Here is a 24093-nt window from a genome sequence, read left to right on the forward strand (position 1 = left end):
TTCTTAAGGAATGGCGAAGATAATCATAGATGGCTCGGTAGCTCAGTCGGTAGAGCAGAGGACTGAAAATCCTCGTGTCGGCGGTTCGATTCCGTCCCGAGCCACCACAAATTAAATTAAACAGCGCCGGTATAGCTCAATTGGTAGAGCACCTGACTTGTAATCAGGGGGTTGTGGGTTCAAGTCCTATTGCCGGCACCACCATTGGGGTATAGCCAAGCGGTAAGGCAACGGACTTTGACTCCGTCATTCCTAGGTTCAAATCCTAGTACCCCAGCCATTTGCGAGCCATTAGCTCAGTTGGTAGAGCATCTGACTTTTAATCAGAGGGTCGAAGGTTCGAGTCCTTCATGGCTCACCAGTTTTTTTTGCTGAACAAGCAAAGCTGCGTGATAGTAATAGTAATGCCTTTTCTGTTCTAAGTAAAATGCGGGTGTGGCGGAATGGCAGACGCACCAGATTTAGGTTCTGGCGGGCAACCGTGGGGGTTCAAGTCCCTTCACCCGCACCATACTATGACAGAAAGCTTTGCCCTCAGTACAAACCACATAAGATGTAACATGCGGACGTAGCTCAATTGGTAGAGCGTCGCCTTGCCAAGGCGAAGGTCGAGGGTTCGAGACCCTTCGTCCGCTCCATTTATTTGTGCCCTTAGCTCAGCTGGATAGAGCGTTTGACTACGAATCAAAAGGTCGGGAGTTCGAATCTCTCAGGGCACGCCATATTTCATATGAAATCGAAGAGTAGGAATAGATCCTACTCTTTTTTTTATAATGACTTGTGTATTTTTTCAAATTTTAAGCATTTTTCCCTTGTATCTCCTATTTGCATCTATTACTTTAGAATTACGCTGAAAGCATGGAGGAACATCTGTTACAAACCTGCGGAAGAATATCATGGAACAGGAGTTGTATCAACATGAACCCTATCAAATTGGAACAAGTAAATCCTGCAATAGCCAGTTTAATCGATAATATAGAAAAAGTATTGATTGGTAAACGCTCTGTAATTGAGATGATGGTAGCGGCTGTTCTAGCGAATGGTCACGTTTTGCTCGAAGATGTACCAGGCGTTGGGAAGACCATGATGGTACGTGCATTGTCCAAATCAATCAGCGGTGAGTTTAAACGTATTCAATTTACCCCAGATTTGTTGCCAACGGATGTGACAGGGGTTGCTATCTTTAATCAAAAAAGTCTGGAGTTTGAGTTCCGTCAAGGGCCGATTTTTGCAAATGTCATTCTTGCAGACGAAATCAACCGGACTTCGCCAAAAACACAATCCGCACTCTTGGAAGCAATGGAAGAGCGCTCGGTAACAATCGATGGTGCTACGTATCGATTGGAAGAGCCGTTTTTTGTGATGGCTACACAAAACCCATTAGAGTATGAAGGGACCTTCCCATTACCTGAAGCTCAATTGGACCGATTTTTCATGCAATTAAGCTTGGGGTATCCAACAGTAGAGGAAGAAATGCGGATGCTGTCCAGATTCTCGGCGGCGAATCCATTGGAAGAGCTTCAGCCGGTTATGACCACTGCCGAGCTTGCGGAACTTCAACGCCAGGTATCGACGATTAAGGTAACGGAAGGAATAAAAGAATACATTGTGCGTCTATGTCATCGTACGCGTGAGCATCATCATATTTATCTAGGCGTGAGCCCGCGCGGTACCCTTGCTCTTTTCCGGGCTGTTCAGGCGTTGGCCTTCGTTCGTGGACGTGACTATGTCATTCCAGATGACGTGAAGGAACTCGTTCCATTTGTATTTGCACACCGTATGATTGTGAAACCAGAAGCAAGACTGGAAGGAGCAACCGTAGATCGGGTGTTGGCTATGATCTTGTCTGAGACCCGTGTCCCGGTAAGCTAAGGCGGTGATTGCAGATGAGACAGCAAAGGTGGGGTAGGCTCAAGGCGATTGCATTAGTCCTGATCACGTATTTATTCGCAAAATTTCAAGGTGGCTTCTCAAGCTGGTTTCTTTTCTATAGTAGTTTGGTATTTCTTCTGTATGAAATTGTCGCTTATGTACTCATGTTCACGAAGCTAGAAGTCGAGCGTGAACTAGATCGCAATCGTCTACAGGATGGGGAAGATGTCATTGTAACGATACGCCTGCGCCGGAGGATTTGGTTTCCGCTAGGATGGAATATGATTATGGAGCCATTGCCGGCGAGGCTGGCTGGCGTGTATGAGCCGCATCGACAACTGATATTCCCATGGTTCAAAAGGGAAGTCGAGTTTCGGTATGTCATACCCAATGTACCGCGGGGATACTACCGTCTCGATGAATGTGTAGTGAGCGGCGGAGATTTTTTTGGATTTTTTGAGCGTCGCAAGGTTTATTCGATTTCTCAGGAGTTTCTCGTTTATCCAAAATACAAAGAATTGACCCATTGGGCCCTGGGAGACGGAAGCTTCAGTGGAACTGTTCATGTTTCCCATCGACGGTCTGATGACGTAGCAGCAGTACGCGGCGTAAGAGACTATCATCGGGGCGATCGGTTGAGCCAAATTCATTGGCGAGCTTCTGCACGGGGGACGGGTCTAAAGACGAAAGAGTTTGAGCATCAAGCGATGAATCAGGCGGTCTTTTTCCTTGATGTGGAGAAGGCAAGCTACCGAGGGAAGCCAGTGCACTTGTTTGAAACAGCAGTGAAGCTGGCCGCGAGTCTGATCGCTTACGCCAATCGGAATCAATATCATTATGGGCTCGTATACAAGCAAGCAGAACGCATATCGATACCACCAGGTCTGTCCCATGCCCATTTCCTCAGAGTTTTTGATCAATTAGCTCGTGTTGCGCCAGAAGGACAAGAGTTATTTGCAAAAATTGTGGGAAGAGAAGCATTGGAGCAGCCTCAAGGTGTTACTTTGATTATTATTACACCGCATGTAGAAAAAACGTTGATCAGTCGTTTGGTCACACTCGCTCAAAAAGGCAGACGGGTGCAGTTGTTTCTCATGCAAAACGAGTCAACGATTTCGCATGAACAAAAACAAGCGTTGCAGCTGCTTGGCGCAAACAAAGTAACTTGTACGTCTATTCACATGGATGATCAAGAGTGGAAACGGATTGGAGGTGCATAGACTCATGAGCGTTTGGAAGCGTCCAACGATTTGGGAGTGGGTCTTGGCCCTTTTTCTGTTCCTGATGTTAAGAGAGTGGCTGATTCCTCTACAGACATTAACCGATACGGGCGTTCTGTGGCCGTTTTATGCGATTGTGGCTGGAGTCATCATCATTGACCTGTTGATCCCTTATCGGTGGTTAACCTTGCCGATCAAGGCACTGGGGCTAATGGTGCTTTTGCATGCTACTTTGTTTGACAAACCGTTTTTTGATTCGGAATGGATTGGTCAATTGTACGGGCAGATGATTCACGATCTCCCGTTAGCGTTTCAACAGGATTGGGCCAGCATGTCGATCTTGTCGCGGAATACCATGTTTGATCTCGTCTTGGTGTTGTTAGCGACGATGTTAACTTATCTGGTGCTGGAACAACGACAAGGTTTATGGTTTGTCTTTTTAACGGAACTGTATTTGGCTGTGTTGGATACGTTTCTCCCGTATGATGCCAGTGCAGGGGTTGTACGGACGCTGATCATTGGTTTTCTGATGCTGGCCATTAGCCATCTGATGAAGATGACGAACATGGCAACATTGGCAGGGAAGAGAAGCAGAATCATGCTCAACTCACTGCTGGCCTCGGTGCTGGTCATCATGGCTTGCATAGGCATCGGTTATGCTGCACCGAAGTCAGGACCGTCATGGCCTGATCCGATCGCCTTTTTAACAGGGAAAGGAAACGATACCCCTGTTGGTGTGATGAAAAAAGTAGGATACGACAACAACGATGAACGGTTGGGCGGTCCTTTCCTGCAAGATAACACATTAGTGTTTATTGCAAAGACGAACGAGCGCAGCTATTGGCGCGGTGATTCGAAGGACGTGTATACGGGAGTTGGCTGGGAAAAAGGCGATAGAGAGTATGAGTCAATCTTGGACCCGCAAACTTATACATGGGAGAATACGTTGTTCCAAGGGCTTGAAACGAAGAAGGTACAAGCGACATTAGATTTTAAAGGCCCGCAGCAATTCCCGACTGTCTTTTATCAAGGTCAGCTGAAAAAGGTGAGCAACTACGCTCCACCAGATGCAACCGTTGTTTATGACAAAATGAATCAGCAACTGGAAGTACGGGCAGGAAAAATCAACTTGGTCCAGCTGAGTGAGAAAAACGATCGGCCAGAGTACGGCCCCAATCCGCTTTTGCTCAAACTGAATCAATACAAGGTCGAGACAGAAGTACCGATTGTCAGTGAAAAGGCCGTGACGAATGCGGGGACGAACTATCCGGATGATATCAAAGAGCGCTATTTGCAAGTGCCAGCCTCGGTCCCTCCGCGAGTAAGAGAGCTCGCTGCAACAATTACGAAGGATGCCAAGACTCCTTATGACAAAGTGAGAGCGATCGAGAATTACTTGCGCGCAAGTGGAAAATATAAGTATGAAACGAAAGACGTTCCAGTCGCTGCAGAAGGTCAGGATTTTGTCGATCACTTCTTATTTGACAGCCTTCGAGGGTACTGTGACCATTTCTCGACTTCGATGGCGGTTATGCTCCGTACCCTGGATATCCCGACACGTTGGGTCAAGGGCTTCGCTCCAGGTGAACGAGTGGGAACGGATGCGTTTAACTACGAGACTGTAGAAGTGCGTAACAAGGATGCTCACTCGTGGGTAGAGGTATACTTCCCGGGGGTTGGTTGGGTTCCTTTTGAAGCGACGAGTACATTTATGTCACCTGTTCGTTTTAATTACGATCTGGTCACCTCAAAGCCGGAGATCCCCATCCCGTTGCCAAACATGGAGAATCAAACGAACATCGATCGTGGGGATGGACGTTTCAATGAGCTGGAAGAGGGCGACAGACCAGCAGGCAGTTGGATTAAAATTCCTTGGCAAGTAAATGCGGGATTGGCTGTAGCCGCTGTCGTAGCAGGATTTATCGCGTGGCGTCGCAGACAAGACATTCAGTTATGGTGGATGCGCAGGCAACTGAATCAAGAGCGAAGCAGTGAGTTCCCGGATCGGTACCATCTGCTGATGCGGATGATGGAGCGAATCTACACGCGCAGACAGCCAGGAGAAACGTTGCGGGAGTACGTGGGCAGGATGACCTTGCCGGCAGACAAGCGACAAGACCTGCGCTATTTGACGGAGCTGTACGAACGTACCGTGTACGGCTACAAACAAATGGAACAAAAGGCGAGAACAATAGCAGAGCAAATACTCGAACGCTTAATCCGTCAATTGAAGCCTTGAACAATGCCGTTCCATCTGCTAGAATGACGATCAATGAGACTCGTATAATGATCAGGAATAGGGCCTGAAAGTTTCTACCGCTAGACCGTAAATTTGGCGACTACGAGGAGAGCACATCGGATTTTTGTACATGCAAACCGCACATGTGTACACAAGCTGGGACGTTGCCTCCGTATTGATTATCGGAGATAGCAGTCCCGGCTTTTTTGCAAATATGCGACAACTTCGCATGGCATGCCGACACTTGCACGTCCTGTATGTTACAGGAGAAGGGGGATATGATGGACAAGTCAATGGAAATGGTCGTCGTACTCGATTTCGGAGGCCAGTATAATCAGTTGATCGCGCGCCGTGTACGCGATCTGGGTGTTTATAGTGAACTGATACCGTTCAATACACCTGTTGAAAAGATTAAAGAGATAAATCCAAAAGGGATTATTTTCTCTGGCGGACCTGCTAGCGTGTACGAAGAGGGAGCACCAACTGTAGATCCTGCGATTTTTGACCTGGGCTTGCCTGTATTGGGTATTTGCTACGGTATGCAGTTGATGAGCCATTTGACGGGCGGAAAAGTAGAACGCGCGGGTAAACGCGAGTACGGAAAAGCTGAATTGCGTATGCAGCAAAAACACAGCTTGTACGACAAATGGGATACAAACGAAATCGTGTGGATGAGCCACTCTGACAAAGTAGTAGAGCTCCCAACGGGATTTGTCATTGATGCGGTAAGCGACAGCTGCCCAGTAGCTGCGATCAGCAACCCTGAGCGCCAGCTGTACGGCGTACAGTTCCATCCAGAAGTAGTTCATACCGTAAAAGGTACTGAGTTCATCGGAAACTTCCTTTTCAACATTTGTGGATGTGAAGCGACTTGGAGCATGACCACGTTCATCGAGGACGAGTTGGTTCGCATTCGTGAAACAGTTGGCAACAAGCAAGTACTGTGTGCGTTGAGCGGCGGTGTGGATTCTTCCGTAGTAGCAGCGCTGATTCACAAAGCGATTGGCGATCAATTGACGTGCATGTTCGTTGACCACGGTCTTCTGCGCCAAGGGGAAGCAGAAGGGGTAATGGAGACATTCTCTGAGAAATTCTCCATGAAAGTGCTCAAGATCGATGCTCGTGAGCGTTTCATGAGCAAGCTCAAAGGTGTATCTGACCCAGAGCAAAAGCGCAAAATCATCGGTAACGAGTTCATCTATGTATTCGATGAAGAAGCTGCGAAGCTGACGGATATGGACTTCTTGGCACAAGGTACGCTGTACACCGATATCGTGGAGAGTGGAACAGCAACTGCACAAACGATCAAATCGCACCACAACGTAGGCGGTTTGCCAGAAGACATGAAGTTCACGTTGATTGAACCATTGAAAACCTTGTTCAAAGACGAAGTACGTAAACTGGGTACAGAACTGGGCTTGCCAGATGAGATTGTTTGGCGTCAGCCATTCCCAGGACCAGGCCTCGGCATTCGTGTTTTGGGTGAAGTGACGGAAGAAAAACTGAAGATCGTTCGTGAATCCGATGCGATCTTGCGTGAGGAGATTGCCAAGGCAGGTCTCGATCGGGAAATCTGGCAGTACTTCACGGCTTTGCCAAACATGACGACCGTAGGTGTAATGGGAGATGTTCGTACGTATTCTTACACAGTAGGAATTCGTGCGGTAACGTCCATTGATGGTATGACCGCTGACTGGGCGCGCATTCCGTGGGATGTATTGGAGAAAATCTCTGTGCGTATCGTGAATGAAGTAGACAATGTAAACCGCATTGTGTATGATGTAACGTCCAAACCACCAGCAACAATTGAGTGGGAATAGGAACAAAAAATGACTCTCTTTTATTTGCGTGTTTTGCGAATAAAAGAGAGTTTTTTATGACCAATTATCTCGTTCCATACATCATGAGAAGCTCTCCATTTTCTTTTGCAAGAGCGATATAAATGACTCCGCCTAGCCATCCCGGAGGAAGAGTTCCTTCGATAATCCAAGCTTCTGCAATAGGGTTATAACTGATAGCGAAGGGAGTTTCCTCTAAAAACTGAGAATAGTGCTCCGCTAAATAGGAGAAGATTGCCGTGGCAACTGCATGTTCATCTGCAAGCTCACCAAAAGCAATTTCATCTCCAAACCGATCTTGCTTGCGAAGAGCGTCGCGATCGGCGAAATAGAGTTCAAACCTTCCAAATAGATTCTCATCATACAAATCACGTTCTACAAAGCCATATTCGATGACTTTTTCCTTTTGATGAACGTTGCGTTTGCTCTTTTTCTTATCGTCGACCCGTACGGTGATTCGATTGACTCGAAGCCGGTCACGTTCTCGCTCCTGCTTCGCTATTATTTGTGCCCAAGCATCCATAAAGCTCATTTTGGATCTCCTCCATCTAGTTATGAAGTATAACATAGCCCTTTCTTAGTAAATATCCGGATATTAAACTCTTTCCAAAAATGAATGTTCGTATTTTCGTTGACATTCCCTATGTCACCTGATACACTTCTCAATGTGAGCAGGTAATATAGGAAGGTTCGTATATTCTTGAGAATATGGCTCGAGAGTTTCTACATGGTCGCCGTTATCGACCTGGCTACGAACAAAATGTCATCGGGATCTGATTTTGTTATTATATTTGGAATTATTCCCGGAGTGTTTTGTTTGAAGGCCAGGCGCATGATAATAGCGCCGGGGCCTTTTTTTTGTGAAAAGCGTCTCGACGTTTTTCATTAAATAAGATGTGACCGTTTACGGTCGGCAAAAAACAGTTAGACTGTTTTTTGCAACAAGATTAGTATGGGGGGACTTATAGGTGCGGAAGTATTTCGAGTTTGACAAGCTAGGCACCAATTACCGTCGCGAAATCATCGCAGGTATCACTACTTTTTTGGCAATGGCTTATATCCTGGCTGTCAATCCATTCATTCTCAGTGGTGCTGATCTGCCGCCAGATTTAAAAGCAAACTATCCTGAATTTGGGGCTGTCTTTACCGCAACAGCTTTGGCTGCTGCTCTTGGTACACTGTTAATGGGTATTCTCGGACGTTTGCCGATCGGTCAAGCTCCGGGGATGGGATTGAACGCATTTTTCACTTATACCGTCGTTCTGACGATGCAAATTCCTTGGCAACAGGCTTTGGCTGGCGTATTCCTTTCTTGTACGATCTTTTTGATTCTGTCTCTGACAGGTGTTCGTGAAGCGATCATCAAAGCGATTCCACAGAGCTTGAAATACGCAGTTTCGGCAGGGATTGGTCTTTTTATCGCGTTTATCGGTTTGAAAAACGCGGGTATTATCGTAGCAAATGATGCCACCTTCGTAGCACTGGGACATCTGACCTTCTATCACGAGGGCATGAAGCCGGAAGCAATTTTGGCAGCGAAAAATGCATTGCTTGCGGTGTTTGGTCTGATCGTGACGGTCATTCTGCTTTCTCGCAAAATCAATGCAGGTATCTTTATCGGAATGTTGATTACGGCGATTACCGGGATGTTTTTCGGACTGGTGAATCTGCCTGAGCAAGTCGTTTCTGCACCACCGAGCCTTGCTCCTACATTCGGTGCTGCGTTCCAATATCTCGGTGATCCATCCGCTTTGTTCACCATGAACATGCTGATTGTTGTGTTGACATTCTTGTTTGTAGACTTTTTCGATGCGACGGGTACGCTTTTGGGTGTAGCAAACCAAGCGGGATTGCTTCGCGAAGACGGCAATTTACCACGTCCAGGAAAAGCACTCGCTTCCGATGCGATTGCAGGTATGGCAGGTGCGGTACTCGGTACATCTACCACTACGGCTTATGTTGAGTCGACAGCAGGGGTAGCGGCAGGCGGACGCTCCGGATTTACAGCAGTTGTCACAGGGATTATGTTCCTTCTTGCGTTGTTCTTCTCGCCGATTCTCGCAATTGTGACACCAGCGGTTACGGCACCAGCACTCATTATCGTCGGTGTTCTGATGGCTTCTCACATTGCAAAAGTGGCTTGGGATGACCTGGATGAAGCGTTCCCTGCATTCCTGACGATTTTGTTGATGCCATTGACTTACAGTATTGCAACAGGTATTGCGACGGGCTTCATCGTTTATCCAGTGATGAAGGTAATGAAGGGCAAGGCCCGTGAAGTGCATCCGGCGATGTATGTGCTGTTCTTCGTCTTCCTGGCGTACTTCATCTGGTTGCGCGAATAGAATTTTTGGGGAATGAAGCTCTTCGTCTACTGGACGGGGAGCTTTTTTTGCGCTATGATAGGAAAAATATTTTTTCACGGAAGGATGGACCGATTCTCATGACAGGTCTAAACATGTTCCTTCAACAGCATCACCACACGTAGAGCGTTTGTATCTTCGGAAATTTTTCCGCAGGTGCAAGCGCTTCTTGTGCTTCGTGCCTGCGGTGGTGTATTTAGGAAGCCATGCGGGCAGGAAGTTGCCTTGCATGGCTTTTTTTGTTTTCTCTATCTGAAAAAAGAAAGGGTGTTCCTCATGGAAAACGAAGTATTAAAAACGGTAAAAGGCACAAAAGATTTCATGCCGCAGGAGCAAATGCAACGAAACTGGATACGACGGACGCTCGAAGCTGTATTCGAGACATACGGCTGCAAACCGTTGGAGACGCCTATGCTGCAGCACTACGAATTACTGGCATCCAAGTACGGCGGCGGGGATGAAATCTTGAAGGAAGTGTATCGCTTAAGCGACCAAGGAGATAGAGAGCTTGGCCTGCGCTATGATTTGACCGTACCGTTGACGAAGGTAGTGGGCATGAATCCTGAGATGCGGATGCCGTTCAAGCGGTATGAGATCGGAAAAGTATTTCGGGACGGTCCAGTAAAAACCGGGCGTTTGCGCGAATTTATTCAATGCGATGTCGATATCGTGGGAACGACATCGGTGCTGGCTGAAGCAGAATTGCTCAGTATGGCGTTTGAGGCATTCAAGCGGCTGGGGCTAGACGTGTACATTGAGGTTAACAACCGCAAGCTGTTATCTGGGGTGCTTCAGGAGCTGGGAGTTCCCGTAGAGCGGGCCGGGGATGTCATGCTGTCGCTGGATAAGCTCGAGAAAATCGGCGTGGACGGAGTGCGGGATGACTTGCGGGAGCGAAACGTCGAGGAGCCACTCGTTTTGGCGATTACATCTTTCCTGCAAGAAGGTGTGATTACCCTGGATCTGTTGGCAGAGCGTTTTGCATCCCCGCTTGTTCAGGAAGGGATTCGGGAGCTGCGCGATATGCTTGCCTATGTAAAAGGAGCGGGTGTGGGTGGGGAGCTTCGTTTCTCGCCATTTTTGGCAAGGGGCTTAGGGATCTACACGGGGATTGTGTATGAGATCTTTTTGCGGGATGGAAGTATGACGTCCAGTATCGGCAGTGGGGGACGTTACGATCAGATCATCGGTCGGCTTTTGGATGATGGAAGAGAGTATCCCGCTGTAGGGATTTCGTTTGGATTGGATGTCATTCTTGCAGCGTTGGCAAATCGCAACACGGAAGAGCAGAAAGCTGCCGATGTACTCGTCATTCCCCTCGGGACAGAAGCATCCAGTCTGGGCTTGGCCAATCGATTGCGCGAGAGCGGCGTCAGAGTCGAGCTGGAGCTAACAGGTAGACGACTGAAAAAAGCACTCGATTATGCAAACAAAGAAGGCTTTGCTTTTGCTTTGATCTATGGGGAAAACGAAGTGAACAGTGGGCAAGTCGTCGTTCGAGATATGCGAGAGGGAACGGAACAATCGGTTCCTTTGGAGTTGGCTGGAAAGTGGCTGTCCGACAAGCTATCAGGCTAAAGAGGAAAGATAGTCTTTTTCTTCCATTTTTTGTACAGTAGAGAAAAGGGGGAGATGGCGTGAAGAAATGGGTCTCAATGGTCGGTTGTAGCTTATTGTTTTTGACGTGGATGTTGCCTGTAAATGCTGAGGAGGGTACTGCGCTTACGCGTAAACCACTCTATCAGGCTGATGTGCGAATTGATCCAATCAAGAAAGAAGTAACAGGAACCGTAACGATTACCTTTTGGACAAAAGACCCTGCTCGTGCCTATCTCCATCTTTACCCGAACGTATTTACAGAAGAGCATCAAGGCATGCTATGGGAGGAACTTTTAGGCAATGGCCCAACGCTTGGCTCATACACTAATAAAAAGCTCTTGGTCGATGGAATAGCGGTTGTCGGCAAAAAGACGAAAGACTTGAACATACTCGAAGTGCCTCTAGAAGGAGAGCCGGGCCCACGAAAGATTGTGATGGAGTTCGAGATGACTCTTCCGCGAAACGACGGCAGGATGTCGTACGATGACCAATCGATCTGGCTGGGGAACTGGCTCCCGGTTCTTGCAGCGTACGACAAGGAAGGCTGGCATCTCGATCCATACGAGCCTGTCGGTGATCCATTTTACAGTGAGAACGCAGATTATGAGGTGAACGTGACGCTGCCAAAAGACTATCAATTGGCGAGCACAGCACCAGACAGGGCTGCGAAACAGGTTTCTGCTCGTGAGGGAGAAAAGACGATACAGCTCGGTGCAGAAAATGTGAGGGATTTTGCCCTAGTCGTTATGGATGCCTCCTATCAGCAAATGGAAACAAAAGTGGGCGAAACAGTCGTCCGAACATGGTGGCGGAAAACAGATGATCCGGCAACTACTGAGCAGATTCATGAAGCAGCAGCGAAGTCTCTCGCCTATTTTCATGATCAATTGGGTGCCTATCCATATACCGAATACGATGTGGTAAGGACTGGTGGCTCGATTAATGGAATGGAGTATCCTGCATTGGTCTTTCTTGACGGACGTCATTTCTTTTCTGGGGAAGAAACAGGTATTGTCACAGTTGTCCACGAGACGGCACATCAGTGGTTTTACGGCTTGCTCGGAAATAATCAGGTAAAGGAAGCATGGCTGGATGAGGGATTCACGGAGTACGTGACGCTCTCGTATTTATCTCAGCAAGACCCGCTGATGGGAGCAGAACGGGTGCGCAGACGGCTGGAGCAGGGCACCTCTGTTCAACATTACGTGGCAGAGGAACAGCGTCCTTGGCAAGCGCTGTCTGTATTCCCTGATAATCAGAGTTATAGTGATCTCGTTTATTCCCGTCCGTCCTCGATGCTGTGGCTATTGCAGGGAGCGTGGGGGGAAGAAAGGGTACATGACGTATTGAAGCAGTATGTCGAGAAGTACCGTTATCAGGTTGTGACCGGAAAGGAATGGGAGGCATTTCTATCTGAGATGGCAGGAGAAGATGCCAGTGCTTTCTTGGATTATTGGTTGAAAGTAGACATGTCCCAGCAGGAACAGGCAGCAGCTTGGCTGGAGCGCCAACGTCTCAAGCATCAGAAGAAGTAATCGAAGGCAGGGGATCACGATGTGGCGGAAGCATTGGGTGGTCATCGTGGCATTAGGAGTTGTTTTGACTGTATTCTTGACCGTCCGTCCTTGGACAGGGCAGGCTGGCTTAGATGCTCAGGAGATTGTGCCGATTAATCACAGGCAGGCTGCAGTCACTTACAAGGCCGACGTACAAATCGATATGAACAAGCACGTGGTGAAAGGCATGCTGACGGCTCGCTTTGTCCCACAAGATGACCAAGCTTTTTTTCATTTATATCCCAATGCTTTTTCTGCGAATGCTGCTCTCAGTGGAGAGAACTGGGAGGTTGTGCTGGGCAAACAGCGTGAGCCTGGTGGAATCAAGATAAGCGAGGTACGGGTGAACGGAAAAAGTGTCGGCGTACAGTATGCAGGAAAGACCAATACGCTTTTACAAGTGCCCCTTCCTGCAAGAACATCGTCTGCTGAGACGGTAGTGGATATGAATTTTCAGCTCGAGGTTCCTTTTAACAATGGGCGAATGTCTTACCATGATCATGCGATGTGGCTGGGCAACTGGCTACCGATCCTGGCGGTCAAGGATGCAGGAGGCTGGCGGCTCGATCCTTATTCCGCGATTGGCGATCCTTTTTACTCGGATGTGGCGAATTATCATTTGCGTGTGCAGTTATCAGAGGGGTACCAGCTTGCTACGAGTGGATTGGAGAGCGTGGCTGTTATCACCGAGACGAGACCGCAACGGCTAAAAATCTATGAGGTGGACGCATGGAACGTTCGGGATTTTGCCCTTGTTGTCATGGACGATACGTACCAGCCCATATCTGGCAAGGTCGGGGAAACCATCGTACGTACGTGGGTGCAGAAAAGTGATGACCCGCAAAACGTAGAACGAATACATGAGACTGCTAGGGAGTCTCTCGACTATTACGGAAAACAGTTCGGGGTGTATCCGTATAAGGAATACGATGTTGTCAAAACAGGCGGCTTCTTTGGCGGGATGGAATACCCGAGCCTCGTCTTTATTGCCCAGGAGTATTTTGACCGTAGCGATGCCATGGGGGAAGCGGTCGTAGCGCACGAAACGGCACATCAGTGGTTTTACGGGTTGGTCGGAAACGACGAGGTGCGAGAGGCTTGGCTGGATGAGGGACTGACGGATTATGCGACGATGGTATTTTTGCAGCAAAAGTCCCCCGCACAATCACAAGCGTATATTCAGATGCGGCTAGGCCAAGCACGTGCAGCGGAAGGATATGCGAACCAAGGAGTAACTGCGAAGTCGTCCGTGGAGGCTTTCCCAGACTGGAGGAGCTACAATGACCTCGTCTATGGGCGAGCTGGTGCCATGTGGTGGAACTTGAAAGAACAATGGGGAGTCGAACGACTGCATCAGGTGTTGCGTCAATATGTACGAGATCATCAATACAAGCAGGCAAATGGGGAGCAAATCACAGCGCTATTGACTACAGCAGCCGGGGCGGATGCCAGTCCCTTTTTGGATTATTGGCTTCGGGTTGAGCTAGAGAAAGTAGAAGCGGCAAACAATTGGGTAGAAAAAGGCAAACACGAATAATTTTTGATCTATCATTTTTAAATGTTCGGAAACGAGGTTGACAGGCAAACTTTCTCCCTGCTACACTGAATACGTTGAGAGAAAACGAGTTCGAATAGCCCAGGCGATGAGAGCGGCGCGAAAAGCCCGTTAGTCGGTTGGGTTTTCTTCTGATGTTACAAAACGTAGGGGGCGAATGGTTCATGCTACAGCCTTTGGTAGGAGTCATTATGGGCAGTACGTCAGACTGGGAAACGATGAAGGAAGCTTGCGCAATTTTAGACGAATTGCAGGTACCGTACGAAAAGAAGGTCGTGTCTGCACACAGAACGCCAGACTTGATGTTTACGTATGCCGAGACCGCGAAAAGCCGCGGCTTGGAAGTCATTATTGCGGGTGCGGGCGGGGCAGCTCATTTGCCAGGAATGGTAGCTGCTAAGACAGCGTTGCCTGTCATTGGTGTCCCGGTGAAATCATCCAACTTGAATGGTCTCGACTCGCTTTTGTCGATTGTGCAAATGCCAGGTGGAGTGCCAGTGGCGACGGTTGCGATCGGAAAAGCTGGAGCCATCAATGCTGGGTTATTGGCTGCGCAAATTTTGGGGATCAAATATCCAGACGTACAAGAGCGGTTCATGCAAAGACGTGATGATGTACGCAATAAGGTGCTGGAGGCTAGTGAACTCGAATGACAACCAAAGATCGTAAGCAAATCAAACCAGGATCGACCCTAGGAATACTCGGCGGAGGACAGCTTGGACGGATGATTGCTCTTGCTGGACGAGCTATGGGCTACCGCTTTGTCACAATGGACCCGACGGCAGACGCACCATGCGGCCAAACGGCTGATCGGCAAATTGTTGCCAGCTACGATGATGTAGAAGCAGCGATGCAGCTTGCCTCGGTCAGCGATGTTATCTCCTATGAATTTGAAAATGTCGATGCGCAGGTCGCTGAAGTGTTGGAGAGCCGCGCTTATGTACCGCAGGGGAGCCGTCTTTTGCGTATCACCCAGAATCGGATTCGGGAAAAGACCGCCATTCGCGAAATCGGCATTCCTGTTGCTCCGTTTTGTGTCGTGAACAGCTTGGGGGATTTGCAGGACGCCGTGCGTGAACTGGGACTGCCTGCTGTCATGAAGACCGCAACCGGTGGCTATGACGGCAAAGGGCAATGGGTATTGAGAAGCGAGGCTGAGCTGGCGGAGGCGTATGAAACGTTGTCCAAAGCAGGTACAGAGCTGATCGTGGAACAATTTGTACCATTCCAAATGGAGTTGTCTGTTATTGCTGCACGCAATCCTGCGGGAGAACTGGCTGTTTTTCCTGTGTCAGAAAATATTCATCAGGAAAACATCCTGCATTTGAGCATCGTACCCGCTCGTATTTCGGCTGAAGTAGCAGTCCGTGCGGAAGAAATTGCTCGCACGATTGTAGAAAAGCTGGATGTGGTCGGCCTCATTGCCGTTGAGCTGTTTTTGACCGAAGATGGTCAGCTATATGTCAATGAATTGGCGCCTCGGCCGCATAACTCCGGGCATTTTACGATGGATGCTTGTGTCACCTCGCAGTTTGAGCAGCATGTTCGGGCGGTTTGCAATCTGCCTTTGGGATCTACAGAGTTGCTCTCGAGCGTCGTGATGGTTAATATTTTGGGAGAGCATCTACAGCCTGTCATCGATCAGATCGACAAGCTGCCGCGCACAGCCAAGCTCCATTTGTACGGAAAAGCAGAGAGCAAGGCCAAGCGAAAAATGGGGCATATCAATGTGCTCGCCCCTACTGTAGAAGAAGCGCTCACCCTGATTGATGAGCTGAAAATCTGGACGAATACATCGGAGGTATTATCATGATCGAACGTTATTCCCGACCGGAAATGCGCGCCATTTGGACGGAAGAAAACAAATTCAAAGCGTGGCTGGAAGTAGAAATTCTCGCGTGTGAAGCATGGTCCAAGCTGGGCGTCATTCCTGAGGAAGACGTGAAAAAGCTGTGGGATAAAGCTACTTTTGACATGAACAGAATCTACGAGATCGAAGAAGAGACACGCCATGATGTGGTGGCGTTTACCCGTGCGGTATCGGAAACCTTGGGCGAAGAAAAGAAGTGGGTGCATTACGGACTGACTTCTACAGATGTGGTGGATACTGCTCTGTCTTATCTGCTGCGTCAGGCGAACGAGATTTTGGAGGGTGATATCCAAGACTTCATCGAGATTTTGGCAGACAAAGCTCGTGAGCACAAGGATACGGTTTGCATGGGCAGAACACATGGCGTACATGCGGAGCCAACGACTTTTGGTTTGAAGCTGGCCCTGTGGCATGAAGAAATGAAGCGCAACCTGGCGCGTTTTCAGGCTGCGAAAAAAGAAGTGGCGTTCGGCAAAATCTCTGGCGCAGTTGGAACATACGCAAACATCGATCCGTTCGTGGAAGCGTACGTGTGCGAGAAGCTGGGGCTGTCTGCAGCGCCTATCTCGACCCAAACCTTGCAGCGTGATCGCCACGCCGAGTACATGGCGACATTGGCACTGATCGCAACCTCTTTGGAGAAATTCGCGACAGAAATTCGCGGTCTGCAAAAGAGCGAAATGCGCGAGGTGGAAGAGGCATTTGCCAAAGGACAAAAAGGTTCTTCCGCAATGCCACACAAGCGCAACCCAATCGGCAGCGAAAATATTTGCGGTCTGGCTCGTGTCATCCGTGGACACATGCTCACTTCTTATGAAAATGTTTCCCTCTGGCATGAGCGGGATATTTCCCACTCCTCTGCGGAGCGCGTGATTTTGCCAGATGCGACGCAAGCATTGAACTACATGCTGCGCCGTTTCATGAACATCGTGAAAAACTTGACGGTGTTCCCTGAGAACATGAAGCGCAATATGGACCGTACCTTTGGATTGATCTACTCGCAGCAAGTGATGCTCAAGCTGATCGAAAAAGGCATGAGCCGCGAGCAAGCCTATGATACGGTACAGCCTCGTGCGATGCAGGCGTGGGAAGAGCAACGTTCCTTCCGTGCGATCGTTGAGGAGGATGCAACGGTCAGCTCCACACTGTCCAAGGAAGAGCTGGATGAGTGCTTTGATTACCGTTACCACCTGAAGCATGTGGATACGATTTTCCAACGTCTTGGATTGATTTAAATGTAAGTGCCCTCGAATTTTTTCGGGGGCGTTTCTTTTTATATAGGAGCTGTTGTGGGGGAGAAGCGCAGCTTTTTGTGAAAAACTTGAAAGTGAATTCAAGGGTGTGAAATTGCTGCTAAGTGTTCTCAATAATAAAGTGTTAGACTGACAGTATCGTTAAACTAACTGGTAGTGTTGCTTTCAATTGTCAATGAGCGGTCAAGCCGCTACTATTATTGGAAACTTATTCCCATAGAAGGAGGACTAATATGAATCCATTACTACTCTCTTTTCCGGAACATTTAGAAACTCAGCGATTATTGATTAGAGCACCGCAATGGGGTGATGGTCAATTTGTAAATGAAGCCATACGTGAGAGTCAAAACGAGATGCGCCCCTGGCTTCCGTTTGTAAAAAACCTCCCATCTATGGACGATTCAGAAGCCTACGTACGTAAGGCCAGGCTCAATTTTCTAGAGCGCACAGACTTAGTGCTACATATATTTGAAAAGAATACAGGGCAGTTTGTGGGCAGTAGTGGGCTCCATCGCTTTGATTGGTATGTACGCAAATTTGAAATTGGATATTGGCTACGCACATCGCGTACTGGTGAGGGTCTAATGACAGAGGCAGTAAAAGGTATTGTTGCCCTTGCCATTTCTGAGTTGGAAGCTAACCGCCTTGAAATTCGCTGCGATACTCGGAATAACTCAAGTATAGCTGTAGCTAAAAAGGCAGGTTTTACGTTGGAGGGCACTTTACGCAATGTTAACCTAAATGACTCAGGAGAACTAACTGATACCCATATCTTTTCAATAGCAAAAGGTTATGAATATCATTGATAACTGAGCTAATGGATGCGAAAGTATATGGTCAGTCTACTTGAGGCAGGACTTCTCCCCCAGCAAAACGGTTTTGAAGACAACTTAAAAAATTCCTTAAGAAATTTTTAAAGATTTCTTTTGAAAGTTGTAACCGAAATGATACCTCTTCCGTACCTACTTGTGCAGCTTACAACGAGCCCATAAGTACCTTACAAAAGTGTAAGCTTCCTGAAATATAACTCGATGGTTCCTGCTTCGTTTCGACCGTACAATGAAATCAATTCATACGGATCACGAAACGGGAGATCGATTATGACGACAGCAATCATGTATCCAAAATTAAGTCACCAACAAATTTACGAAGATTACTCTGCTAAAATATATCGCTATTTCCGCTACCGGGTAAAAAACATCTGGGATGTGGAAGACCTGACAACGACTGTGTTTATTAAGGTGTACTCCAAGCTTGAGCAGTACGATGGCCGCCATCCTTTTGGCGCCTGGATTTTCCGAATTGCGCACAATGCTTTGATTGACTACATGCGCAAGAAGCGGGAGAGTCCGGTAGATCAGGACACATTTAGCAATATGGTCGCAACAGATAAGCTGCCGGAGGAGTGCCTTCTGAATCAGGAGACAACCGAGGGCTTGTGGGATAAGGTGCACACGCTGACAAAGGATCAGCGCAATGTGATCGCCCTGCGTTATCTCGGAGATTTGCGAATGAATGAGATCGCGGAAATTTTGGGCAAGACAGAGGCTTCGGTGAAAATCTTGCACTTCCGTGGGATTAAGAAGCTGCAGCAATTGATGGAGGCTCAAACATAAAGGGGGGGACAACAGTCCTTCCTTTTTTCTATGTGGCTGTAGTGGAGAGAAGAATATTTCCAGACTAGGCTTCCAGGCTCCGTCCTGCTGAGGGCTGAGACTGTCCGCTCCGAAGGGATTCGCGGGGAAACGCAAAAGTGGTAGCCGCTTTGTCGTATGGGCACGGTTGCGTTTCTTTTGCCCGCGAATCCCTTCTCCGCTCGGTAGGACTCCACAAGTCGCTACGCCTGGAAATATTCTTCTCTGTCATTACTGATGACATCCTTACATTCTCTTAAGGCTTTTAATAAACCGTTTAACACTGAAAGCTCGTAGAGGAAACAGGAGAAAACAGCGAAGATCTTAGGGACACCGACCGAGACGCAATGCAAAAAGCGAAACACGCTCTTAAGCGTCCACCTCTGAAACACATCCAGAAAGGACAACTTTGGCCGCGGTTTCGCTTTTTGCATGGAGTCGAACAGTCAATCCCCCAGGGGGTGGCCCTAGAAGCTGAGCGTTTTCTCTTGTTTCCTCCCCTCCACTACAGCAACGTACAAGCCGTTTTTTCAGTAGACATCTAAGTACGAGAAACGCTAAAGGCTTGGCGTAGTCTAGTTTTCTAATGGTATAGTAAAGAATAAAATGGAGGAGACTCAAGACGAGAGGAGTATGAGTGATGTCCACAATTATGATTGTAGAAGACGACCCGAAAATTAACCAGCTGCTGCAAGAGCAACTGGAAAAATACGGATTTCAAACAGTCAATGTTGAACATTTCGATAGAGTCATGGAGGTATTTATCCAATCGCGCCCTGATCTGGTTTTGCTGGATGTGAATCTACCGAAATTTGACGGATTTTATTGGTGCCGGCAAATGCGCCAGGAGTCCAACTGCCCGATCCTGTTCATCTCTGCACGAGAAAGTAAAATGGACCAAGTGATGGCATTGGAAAATGGGGCGGATGACTATATCACAAAGCCGTTCGACTACGATGTGGTTTTGGCCAAAATCCGCAGTCAGCTACGCCGGGCTTACGGACAATATGCTCCGCAAGAAGGGGAGCGTACGGTTGAAGTGGCGGGGCTCAAGCTGTTTTTGGAGCGAATGGAGCTGTCTATGCACGATACCAAAATCGAGCTGAGCAAAAAGGAAGCGTTACTGCTCGAAGCCTTGATGAATCAACATCCGCGCGTCGTCAGCCGTGAGCGTTTGCTAGAAAAGCTGTGGGATGAACAGTTTGTCGATGAAAACACGCTGAATGTCTACATCACACGCGTGCGCGGCAAGCTGAAGGACTTAGGCTTGGAGGGAGCTGTGGAGACTGTTCGCGGTTCCGGTTATCGCTTGCGTGCGACTTGGGAGGAAGGGCAATGAAGCTGTTCCTTCGAGATCAATGGCCATTCGCAGCGTTTTTTCTCGTCCAATTGATCTTATTGATTATGATTTTTGCGATGGATGGGTACTGGAATGAGTCATTGATGATCTACGTCATGTTTTTATCTGTTTTTTTCGCGGGGGCTTTTCTCGCCATCCGTTATTTGTCTCACCGCACAATCTATCAGCGACTGAGCAAGCCGGTAGAGACATTAGAGGAACTGACCCAGACATACGGGAATTCACCGTTGTGCCGCGCGATGGATGACATTAGTCAGGAACAATACCGACTCTACAAAGAACAGCTTCATGCCTATGAAAACAAGCAACGGGACCATACGACGTTTATTCAGCAGTGGGTCCATCAGATGAAGACGCCGATTTCGGTTATTCATCTGTTGCTGCAAAATGAAGATGATCCAACAGCTGAGAGCGTCCGTGAAGAAGTGGACCGGATCAAGCGTGGACTGGAAACCGTTTTGTACATAGCTCGCCTCGACCGATTTGAACAGGACTTCCTGATTGAGCCCGTAACGCTGCGTTCTTTGGTGCAGAATGTGTTGGCCGAAAACAAGCGGCTGTTTATTCGCAATCAGGTGTATCCCGAGGTAAAAGTAGATGAAAATTGGCGAGTGGAATCGGACGATAAGTGGCTTGCTTTTGTCCTTAACCAATTGTTGACGAATGCCGTTCGTTATTCAGCAGGGAAAAGCAACAAGGTCACCATTCGTGCGTATGAACGCGGAGTACATGCCATACTGGAAGTGCAGGATTATGGAATCGGAATCCCTGCCGAAGATATTCGCCGCGTGTTCAAGCCGTATTTTACGGGAGAAAACGGGCGCAAATACCCTGAGTCCACCGGGATGGGGCTGTACTTGGTGAAGGAAATATGCGGGCGGCTCCATCATGGGGTGGAAATGGAATCAGAAGTGGGCGAGGGGACAACCGTACGCATCGTCTTGTCTGCCGTCGTACCAACCTTACAAGAAAGTAAGATAGCTGAAAGTTAATTCGATAGCTGGACTATGCGCACTTTCGTATAGTTGAATTTGGAAGTGCAAGAAAGGGGAATGGCGCATGGAAATGCTTGCTGTAAATAGCTTAAGTAAAATATACGGGGGCAAGGTAACCTACCGCGCGCTGACCGATATCGATTTTTCGATTCGCAAGGGCGAATTCGTCGGTATTATGGGCCCCTCAGGCAGTGGCAAGACTACGCTATTAAACATGATCTCCACCATTGATACACCAACCTCTGGTGCGGTTCTTTTGAACGGTACGAATCCGCATCATTTAAAAAAAGATAAACTCGCTCTGTTTCGTCGCCGTGAGCTCGGTTTCGTGTTTCAAGATTTCAATCTCTTGGACACGTTGACGATTGGGGAAAATATCGTGTTGCCGCTGACGCTGGACAATGAGAAAGTGTCGGTCATGGAAGAAAAGCTGCAAAGTGTTGCAGAGAAGCTAGGGATTCAGGACATTTTGGAAAAGCGGACCTTCGAGGTGTCTGGGGGGCAACGCCAACGGACGGCAATTGCCAGGGCGATCATTCATTCCCCGTCGCTTTTGCTCGCTGACGAGCCGACAGGAAATCTTGATTCCAAGTCTTCGCGCAATGTGATGGAGACACTGGAAGCGATCAATAAGAGAGACAATACCACGATGATGATGGTGACGCACGATGCTTTGGCGGCCAGCTATTGCCATCGGGTGATTTTTATTAAAGACGGACAGCTCCATAACGAGATGTATCGTGGTGAGAGTCGACAGGTATTCTTCCAGAAAATTATTGACTCGTTGTCGTTTTTGGGAGGGAACACCTATGACCTTTCGACAATTCGCGTGTAATAACGTTGTACGAAATAAGCGTATGTACGCTGCATTTTTCATGAGTAGCGTTTTTTCTGTCCTCATTTTTTTCGTCTATGCGATGTTCATTTTTCATCCGGAAATTATCGGGCAGGAGATTCATGAATCCGTAGCCACTGGGATGATGGCGGCTGAGTACGTCATTTTTCTGTTCTCCTTCTTTTTTCTCTTTTATTGTGTCGGTGCTTTCTTGAAAAAGAGGGAGAAGGAGTTCGGCATCCTTTTTATCCAAGGCATGACACCGTTACAGCGGAACATGCTGATTTTTATGGAAAACATGCTGATTGGCATTGTCTCGATTGCCATCGGGATTGGGCTCGGGCTGGTTCTCGCCAAGCTGTTTTTCCAATTCGCCGGATTTTTGCTGGATGTAAAAGCACTCGGGTTTTACTTCCCGTGGAAAGCGATCGGTTTGACAGTGGTGGCGTTTCTCATCTTGTATGCAGCCATTTCGCTGTTTACCGTCCTCGTGCTGCGAAGCCGCAGTCTGTTGGATCTGTTGCAAGGAAGCGGTCGTCCTAAGCGTGAGCCAAGGGCATCTTTAGTACTGTCTCTGGTCGCAGTAGCTTTGTTGGGAATGAGCTATGCCTTAGCCCTCACTGCAGACGGCGTGAATGTGCTCGTGCTGATGCTTCCGGTCATTGCGCTGACGACTGTAGGAACGTACCTGTTGTTTACTCAGTTGAGCGTCATCTTCATCGATTTTCTGAAGAAGCGTCGCGTTTTCTATTGGAAAGGTACGAATCTCCTGACGCTCTCTGATCTGGCCTATCGGATGAAGGATAATGCACGGATGTTCTTTTTGGTCAGTATCGTCTCTACCGTTGCTTTTTGTGCGATTGGCACGCTGGCAGCGTTGGCTGGGTCGATTCAGATCACGGTGATGAAAACACATCCGTTTGCGTTTGAATACCAGTCCAAACAAAGCGATGCGGAGAGAGTAAAGCATCTGTCGTTAATCGAAACGAGCTTGCAGCAAAGTGGCTTTTCCTTCGAAAAATATCAAGTGGCTATGCGAGTTTTGCCAGAACTGGTTCAGGAGGAAAGGGTCGGAGTAGTCAAGCTGTCTGACTACAACCGGCTGGCGGTAGCGTCCAATTCGACTGTACTCGAAATGACGAATAAAGAGGCCTTCGTACTGCTCAATTGGATTGGTGATTCGGTAGCGAGCAAAACGCTGCAAGTGGGGAAGGCACAGCTTGCAGTCAAAACAGATACGAATATGACGCCGTTGATCAGAGGGATTGAATTTGAGCGATTGGTTGTCGTACCGAATCAGGTGTATGACCAGCTTCCGCAAATGAAGGAAGAACAGCGCTTTGTATACGAGGTGCCGAGATGGAAGGAAACGCAGGAGCTTAGTCTCAAGCTTCAGGAAGATATCAGTCATGTGGAAGAAAATTATTTGTTTTCAGCTCGTGCGCCATACTACCACTCCATGAAACAAATGGCGAACATGGGACTCTTTATCGGTTTGTTTGTGGGCGTGTTGTTCTTTGTAGCCGCAGCAAGCTTTCTCTATTTCCGTCTATACACGGATCTGGAATACGACAAGCGGCATTACGGAGCGCTTTCCAAGATTGGACTCACAGATGCAGAGCTAACGCGGACCGTCACGACTCAGGTTGCCCTGTTGTTCTTCGTGCCGATTGTGGTAGCCATTATTCACAGCGTGGTGGCGTTCGTTTCCCTGCAAAGCTTGTTGAAGCTGATTCTTGTCGCGTCTGTGGTCAAACCGACCGCGATTGTCCTATGCAGTTTCGTCGTTGTTCAGGGCGTGTATTTCTGGATCATTCGAAACCGTTACTTGTTCCATTTAAAGCAATCGATGAACCGCTAGTGACTTTTCCAGCATGTCCAGATGCGCATGGACATAGGATAAA

The 24093-nt window shown here is 48.1% G+C and carries 18 protein-coding genes, 7 tRNA genes and 2 riboswitches; of the genes, 24 read left to right on the plus strand and 1 reads right to left on the minus strand.

Annotation, left to right across the window (positions count from 1 at the left end):
• Positions 1–31 precede the first annotated feature (31 nt).
• From ACM6JA_RS00980 to guaA, 11 genes are all read left to right on the plus strand, one after another.
• A tRNA-Phe gene (locus ACM6JA_RS00980) sits at positions 32–107 on the plus strand.
• Between the two features lie 18 nt (positions 108–125).
• Positions 126–201: transfer RNA gene (locus tag ACM6JA_RS00985), tRNA-Thr, on the plus strand.
• Between the two features lie 4 nt (positions 202–205).
• Positions 206–280, plus strand: a tRNA-Gln gene (locus ACM6JA_RS00990).
• A gap of 5 nt (positions 281–285) precedes the next feature.
• A tRNA-Lys gene (locus ACM6JA_RS00995) sits at positions 286–361 on the plus strand.
• Between the two features lie 68 nt (positions 362–429).
• A tRNA-Leu gene (locus tag ACM6JA_RS01000) sits at positions 430–511 on the plus strand.
• 51 nt (positions 512–562) lie between these two features.
• Positions 563–638: transfer RNA gene (locus tag ACM6JA_RS01005), tRNA-Gly, on the plus strand.
• Positions 639–645: 7 nt separating this feature from the next.
• A tRNA-Arg gene (locus tag ACM6JA_RS01010) sits at positions 646–722 on the plus strand.
• A gap of 196 nt (positions 723–918) precedes the next feature.
• Positions 919–1872 carry an AAA family ATPase gene (locus tag ACM6JA_RS01015; protein WP_414850783.1) on the plus strand — a complete coding sequence of 318 codons (954 nt, stop codon included), beginning with the start codon at positions 919–921 and terminating at the stop codon, positions 1870–1872.
• Positions 1873–1886: 14 nt separating this feature from the next.
• Positions 1887–3092: a DUF58 domain-containing protein gene (locus tag ACM6JA_RS01020; RefSeq protein WP_414850784.1), complete on the plus strand. Its 1206-nt coding sequence runs from the start codon at positions 1887–1889 to the stop codon at positions 3090–3092.
• Positions 3093–3096: 4 nt separating this feature from the next.
• Complete coding sequence (locus ACM6JA_RS01025; RefSeq protein WP_414850785.1) at positions 3097–5331, plus strand: transglutaminase TgpA family protein; 2235 nt, start codon at positions 3097–3099, stop codon at positions 5329–5331.
• 20 nt (positions 5332–5351) lie between these two features.
• Positions 5352–5454, plus strand: a riboswitch (purine riboswitch).
• Between the two features lie 158 nt (positions 5455–5612).
• Entirely contained in the window at positions 5613–7151 is a 1539-nt protein-coding gene (gene guaA, locus ACM6JA_RS01030; RefSeq protein ID WP_414850917.1) for a glutamine-hydrolyzing GMP synthase, read from the plus strand.
• 64 nt (positions 7152–7215) lie between these two features.
• Here guaA and ACM6JA_RS01035 read toward each other — a convergent pair whose 3' ends face one another.
• Positions 7216–7701 carry an NTF2 fold immunity protein gene (locus ACM6JA_RS01035; protein ID WP_414850786.1) on the minus strand — a complete coding sequence of 162 codons (486 nt, stop codon included), beginning with the start codon at positions 7699–7701 and terminating at the stop codon, positions 7216–7218.
• 138 nt (positions 7702–7839) lie between these two features.
• Positions 7840–7941, plus strand: a riboswitch (purine riboswitch).
• A 196-nt stretch (positions 7942–8137) separates the two neighbouring features.
• On the opposite strand from ACM6JA_RS01035, the gene ACM6JA_RS01040 reads away from it, so the two are divergent.
• From ACM6JA_RS01040 to ACM6JA_RS01100, 13 genes are all read left to right on the plus strand, one after another.
• Positions 8138–9514: an NCS2 family permease gene (locus ACM6JA_RS01040; protein ID WP_007729997.1), complete on the plus strand. Its 1377-nt coding sequence runs from the start codon at positions 8138–8140 to the stop codon at positions 9512–9514.
• A gap of 294 nt (positions 9515–9808) precedes the next feature.
• Positions 9809–11110 carry a histidine--tRNA ligase gene (locus tag ACM6JA_RS01045; RefSeq protein ID WP_414850787.1) on the plus strand — a complete coding sequence of 434 codons (1302 nt, stop codon included), beginning with the start codon at positions 9809–9811 and terminating at the stop codon, positions 11108–11110.
• 59 nt (positions 11111–11169) lie between these two features.
• Complete coding sequence (locus tag ACM6JA_RS01050) at positions 11170–12666, plus strand: M1 family metallopeptidase (protein ID WP_414850788.1); 1497 nt, start codon at positions 11170–11172, stop codon at positions 12664–12666.
• Between the two features lie 19 nt (positions 12667–12685).
• A complete protein-coding gene (locus ACM6JA_RS01055; RefSeq protein ID WP_414850789.1) occupies positions 12686–14224 on the plus strand; it encodes a M1 family metallopeptidase in 1539 nt (512 codons plus the stop codon).
• A gap of 182 nt (positions 14225–14406) precedes the next feature.
• Entirely contained in the window at positions 14407–14895 is a 489-nt protein-coding gene (gene purE / locus ACM6JA_RS01060; RefSeq protein ID WP_007730004.1) for a 5-(carboxyamino)imidazole ribonucleotide mutase, read from the plus strand.
• Positions 14892–16055: a 5-(carboxyamino)imidazole ribonucleotide synthase gene (gene purK, locus ACM6JA_RS01065; protein WP_414850790.1), complete on the plus strand. Its 1164-nt coding sequence runs from the start codon at positions 14892–14894 to the stop codon at positions 16053–16055. Before purE ends, purK begins: the two co-directional genes overlap by 4 nt.
• Positions 16052–17347, plus strand: a complete 1296-nt coding sequence (purB, locus tag ACM6JA_RS01070) for an adenylosuccinate lyase (protein ID WP_173618414.1) — start codon at positions 16052–16054, stop codon at positions 17345–17347. The genes purK and purB overlap by 4 nt, the downstream gene beginning before the upstream one ends.
• 251 nt (positions 17348–17598) lie before the next feature.
• The gene (locus ACM6JA_RS01075) at positions 17599–18171 is read left to right on the plus strand and encodes a GNAT family N-acetyltransferase (RefSeq protein WP_414850791.1); all 573 of its coding nucleotides are present in this window, start codon (positions 17599–17601) and stop codon (positions 18169–18171) included.
• Positions 18172–18465: 294 nt separating this feature from the next.
• A complete protein-coding gene (locus tag ACM6JA_RS01080; protein WP_414850792.1) occupies positions 18466–18981 on the plus strand; it encodes a sigma-70 family RNA polymerase sigma factor in 516 nt (171 codons plus the stop codon).
• A gap of 658 nt (positions 18982–19639) precedes the next feature.
• Positions 19640–20338, plus strand: a complete 699-nt coding sequence (locus tag ACM6JA_RS01085; RefSeq protein ID WP_414850793.1) for a response regulator transcription factor — start codon at positions 19640–19642, stop codon at positions 20336–20338.
• Positions 20335–21351, plus strand: coding sequence for a sensor histidine kinase (locus tag ACM6JA_RS01090; protein WP_414850794.1), 1017 nt, complete (start codon positions 20335–20337; stop codon positions 21349–21351). Before ACM6JA_RS01085 ends, ACM6JA_RS01090 begins: the two co-directional genes overlap by 4 nt.
• 67 nt (positions 21352–21418) lie before the next feature.
• Positions 21419–22189, plus strand: a complete 771-nt coding sequence (locus ACM6JA_RS01095) for an ABC transporter ATP-binding protein (protein WP_007729857.1) — start codon at positions 21419–21421, stop codon at positions 22187–22189.
• Positions 22164–24050, plus strand: coding sequence for an FtsX-like permease family protein (locus ACM6JA_RS01100; protein WP_414850795.1), 1887 nt, complete (start codon positions 22164–22166; stop codon positions 24048–24050). Before ACM6JA_RS01095 ends, ACM6JA_RS01100 begins: the two co-directional genes overlap by 26 nt.
• The last annotated feature ends 43 nt before the right edge of the window (positions 24051–24093 follow it).

The organism is Brevibacillus sp. IT-7CA2 (genome assembly GCF_949767855.1).
Taxonomy (GTDB): Bacteria; Bacillota; Bacilli; order Brevibacillales; family Brevibacillaceae; genus Brevibacillus.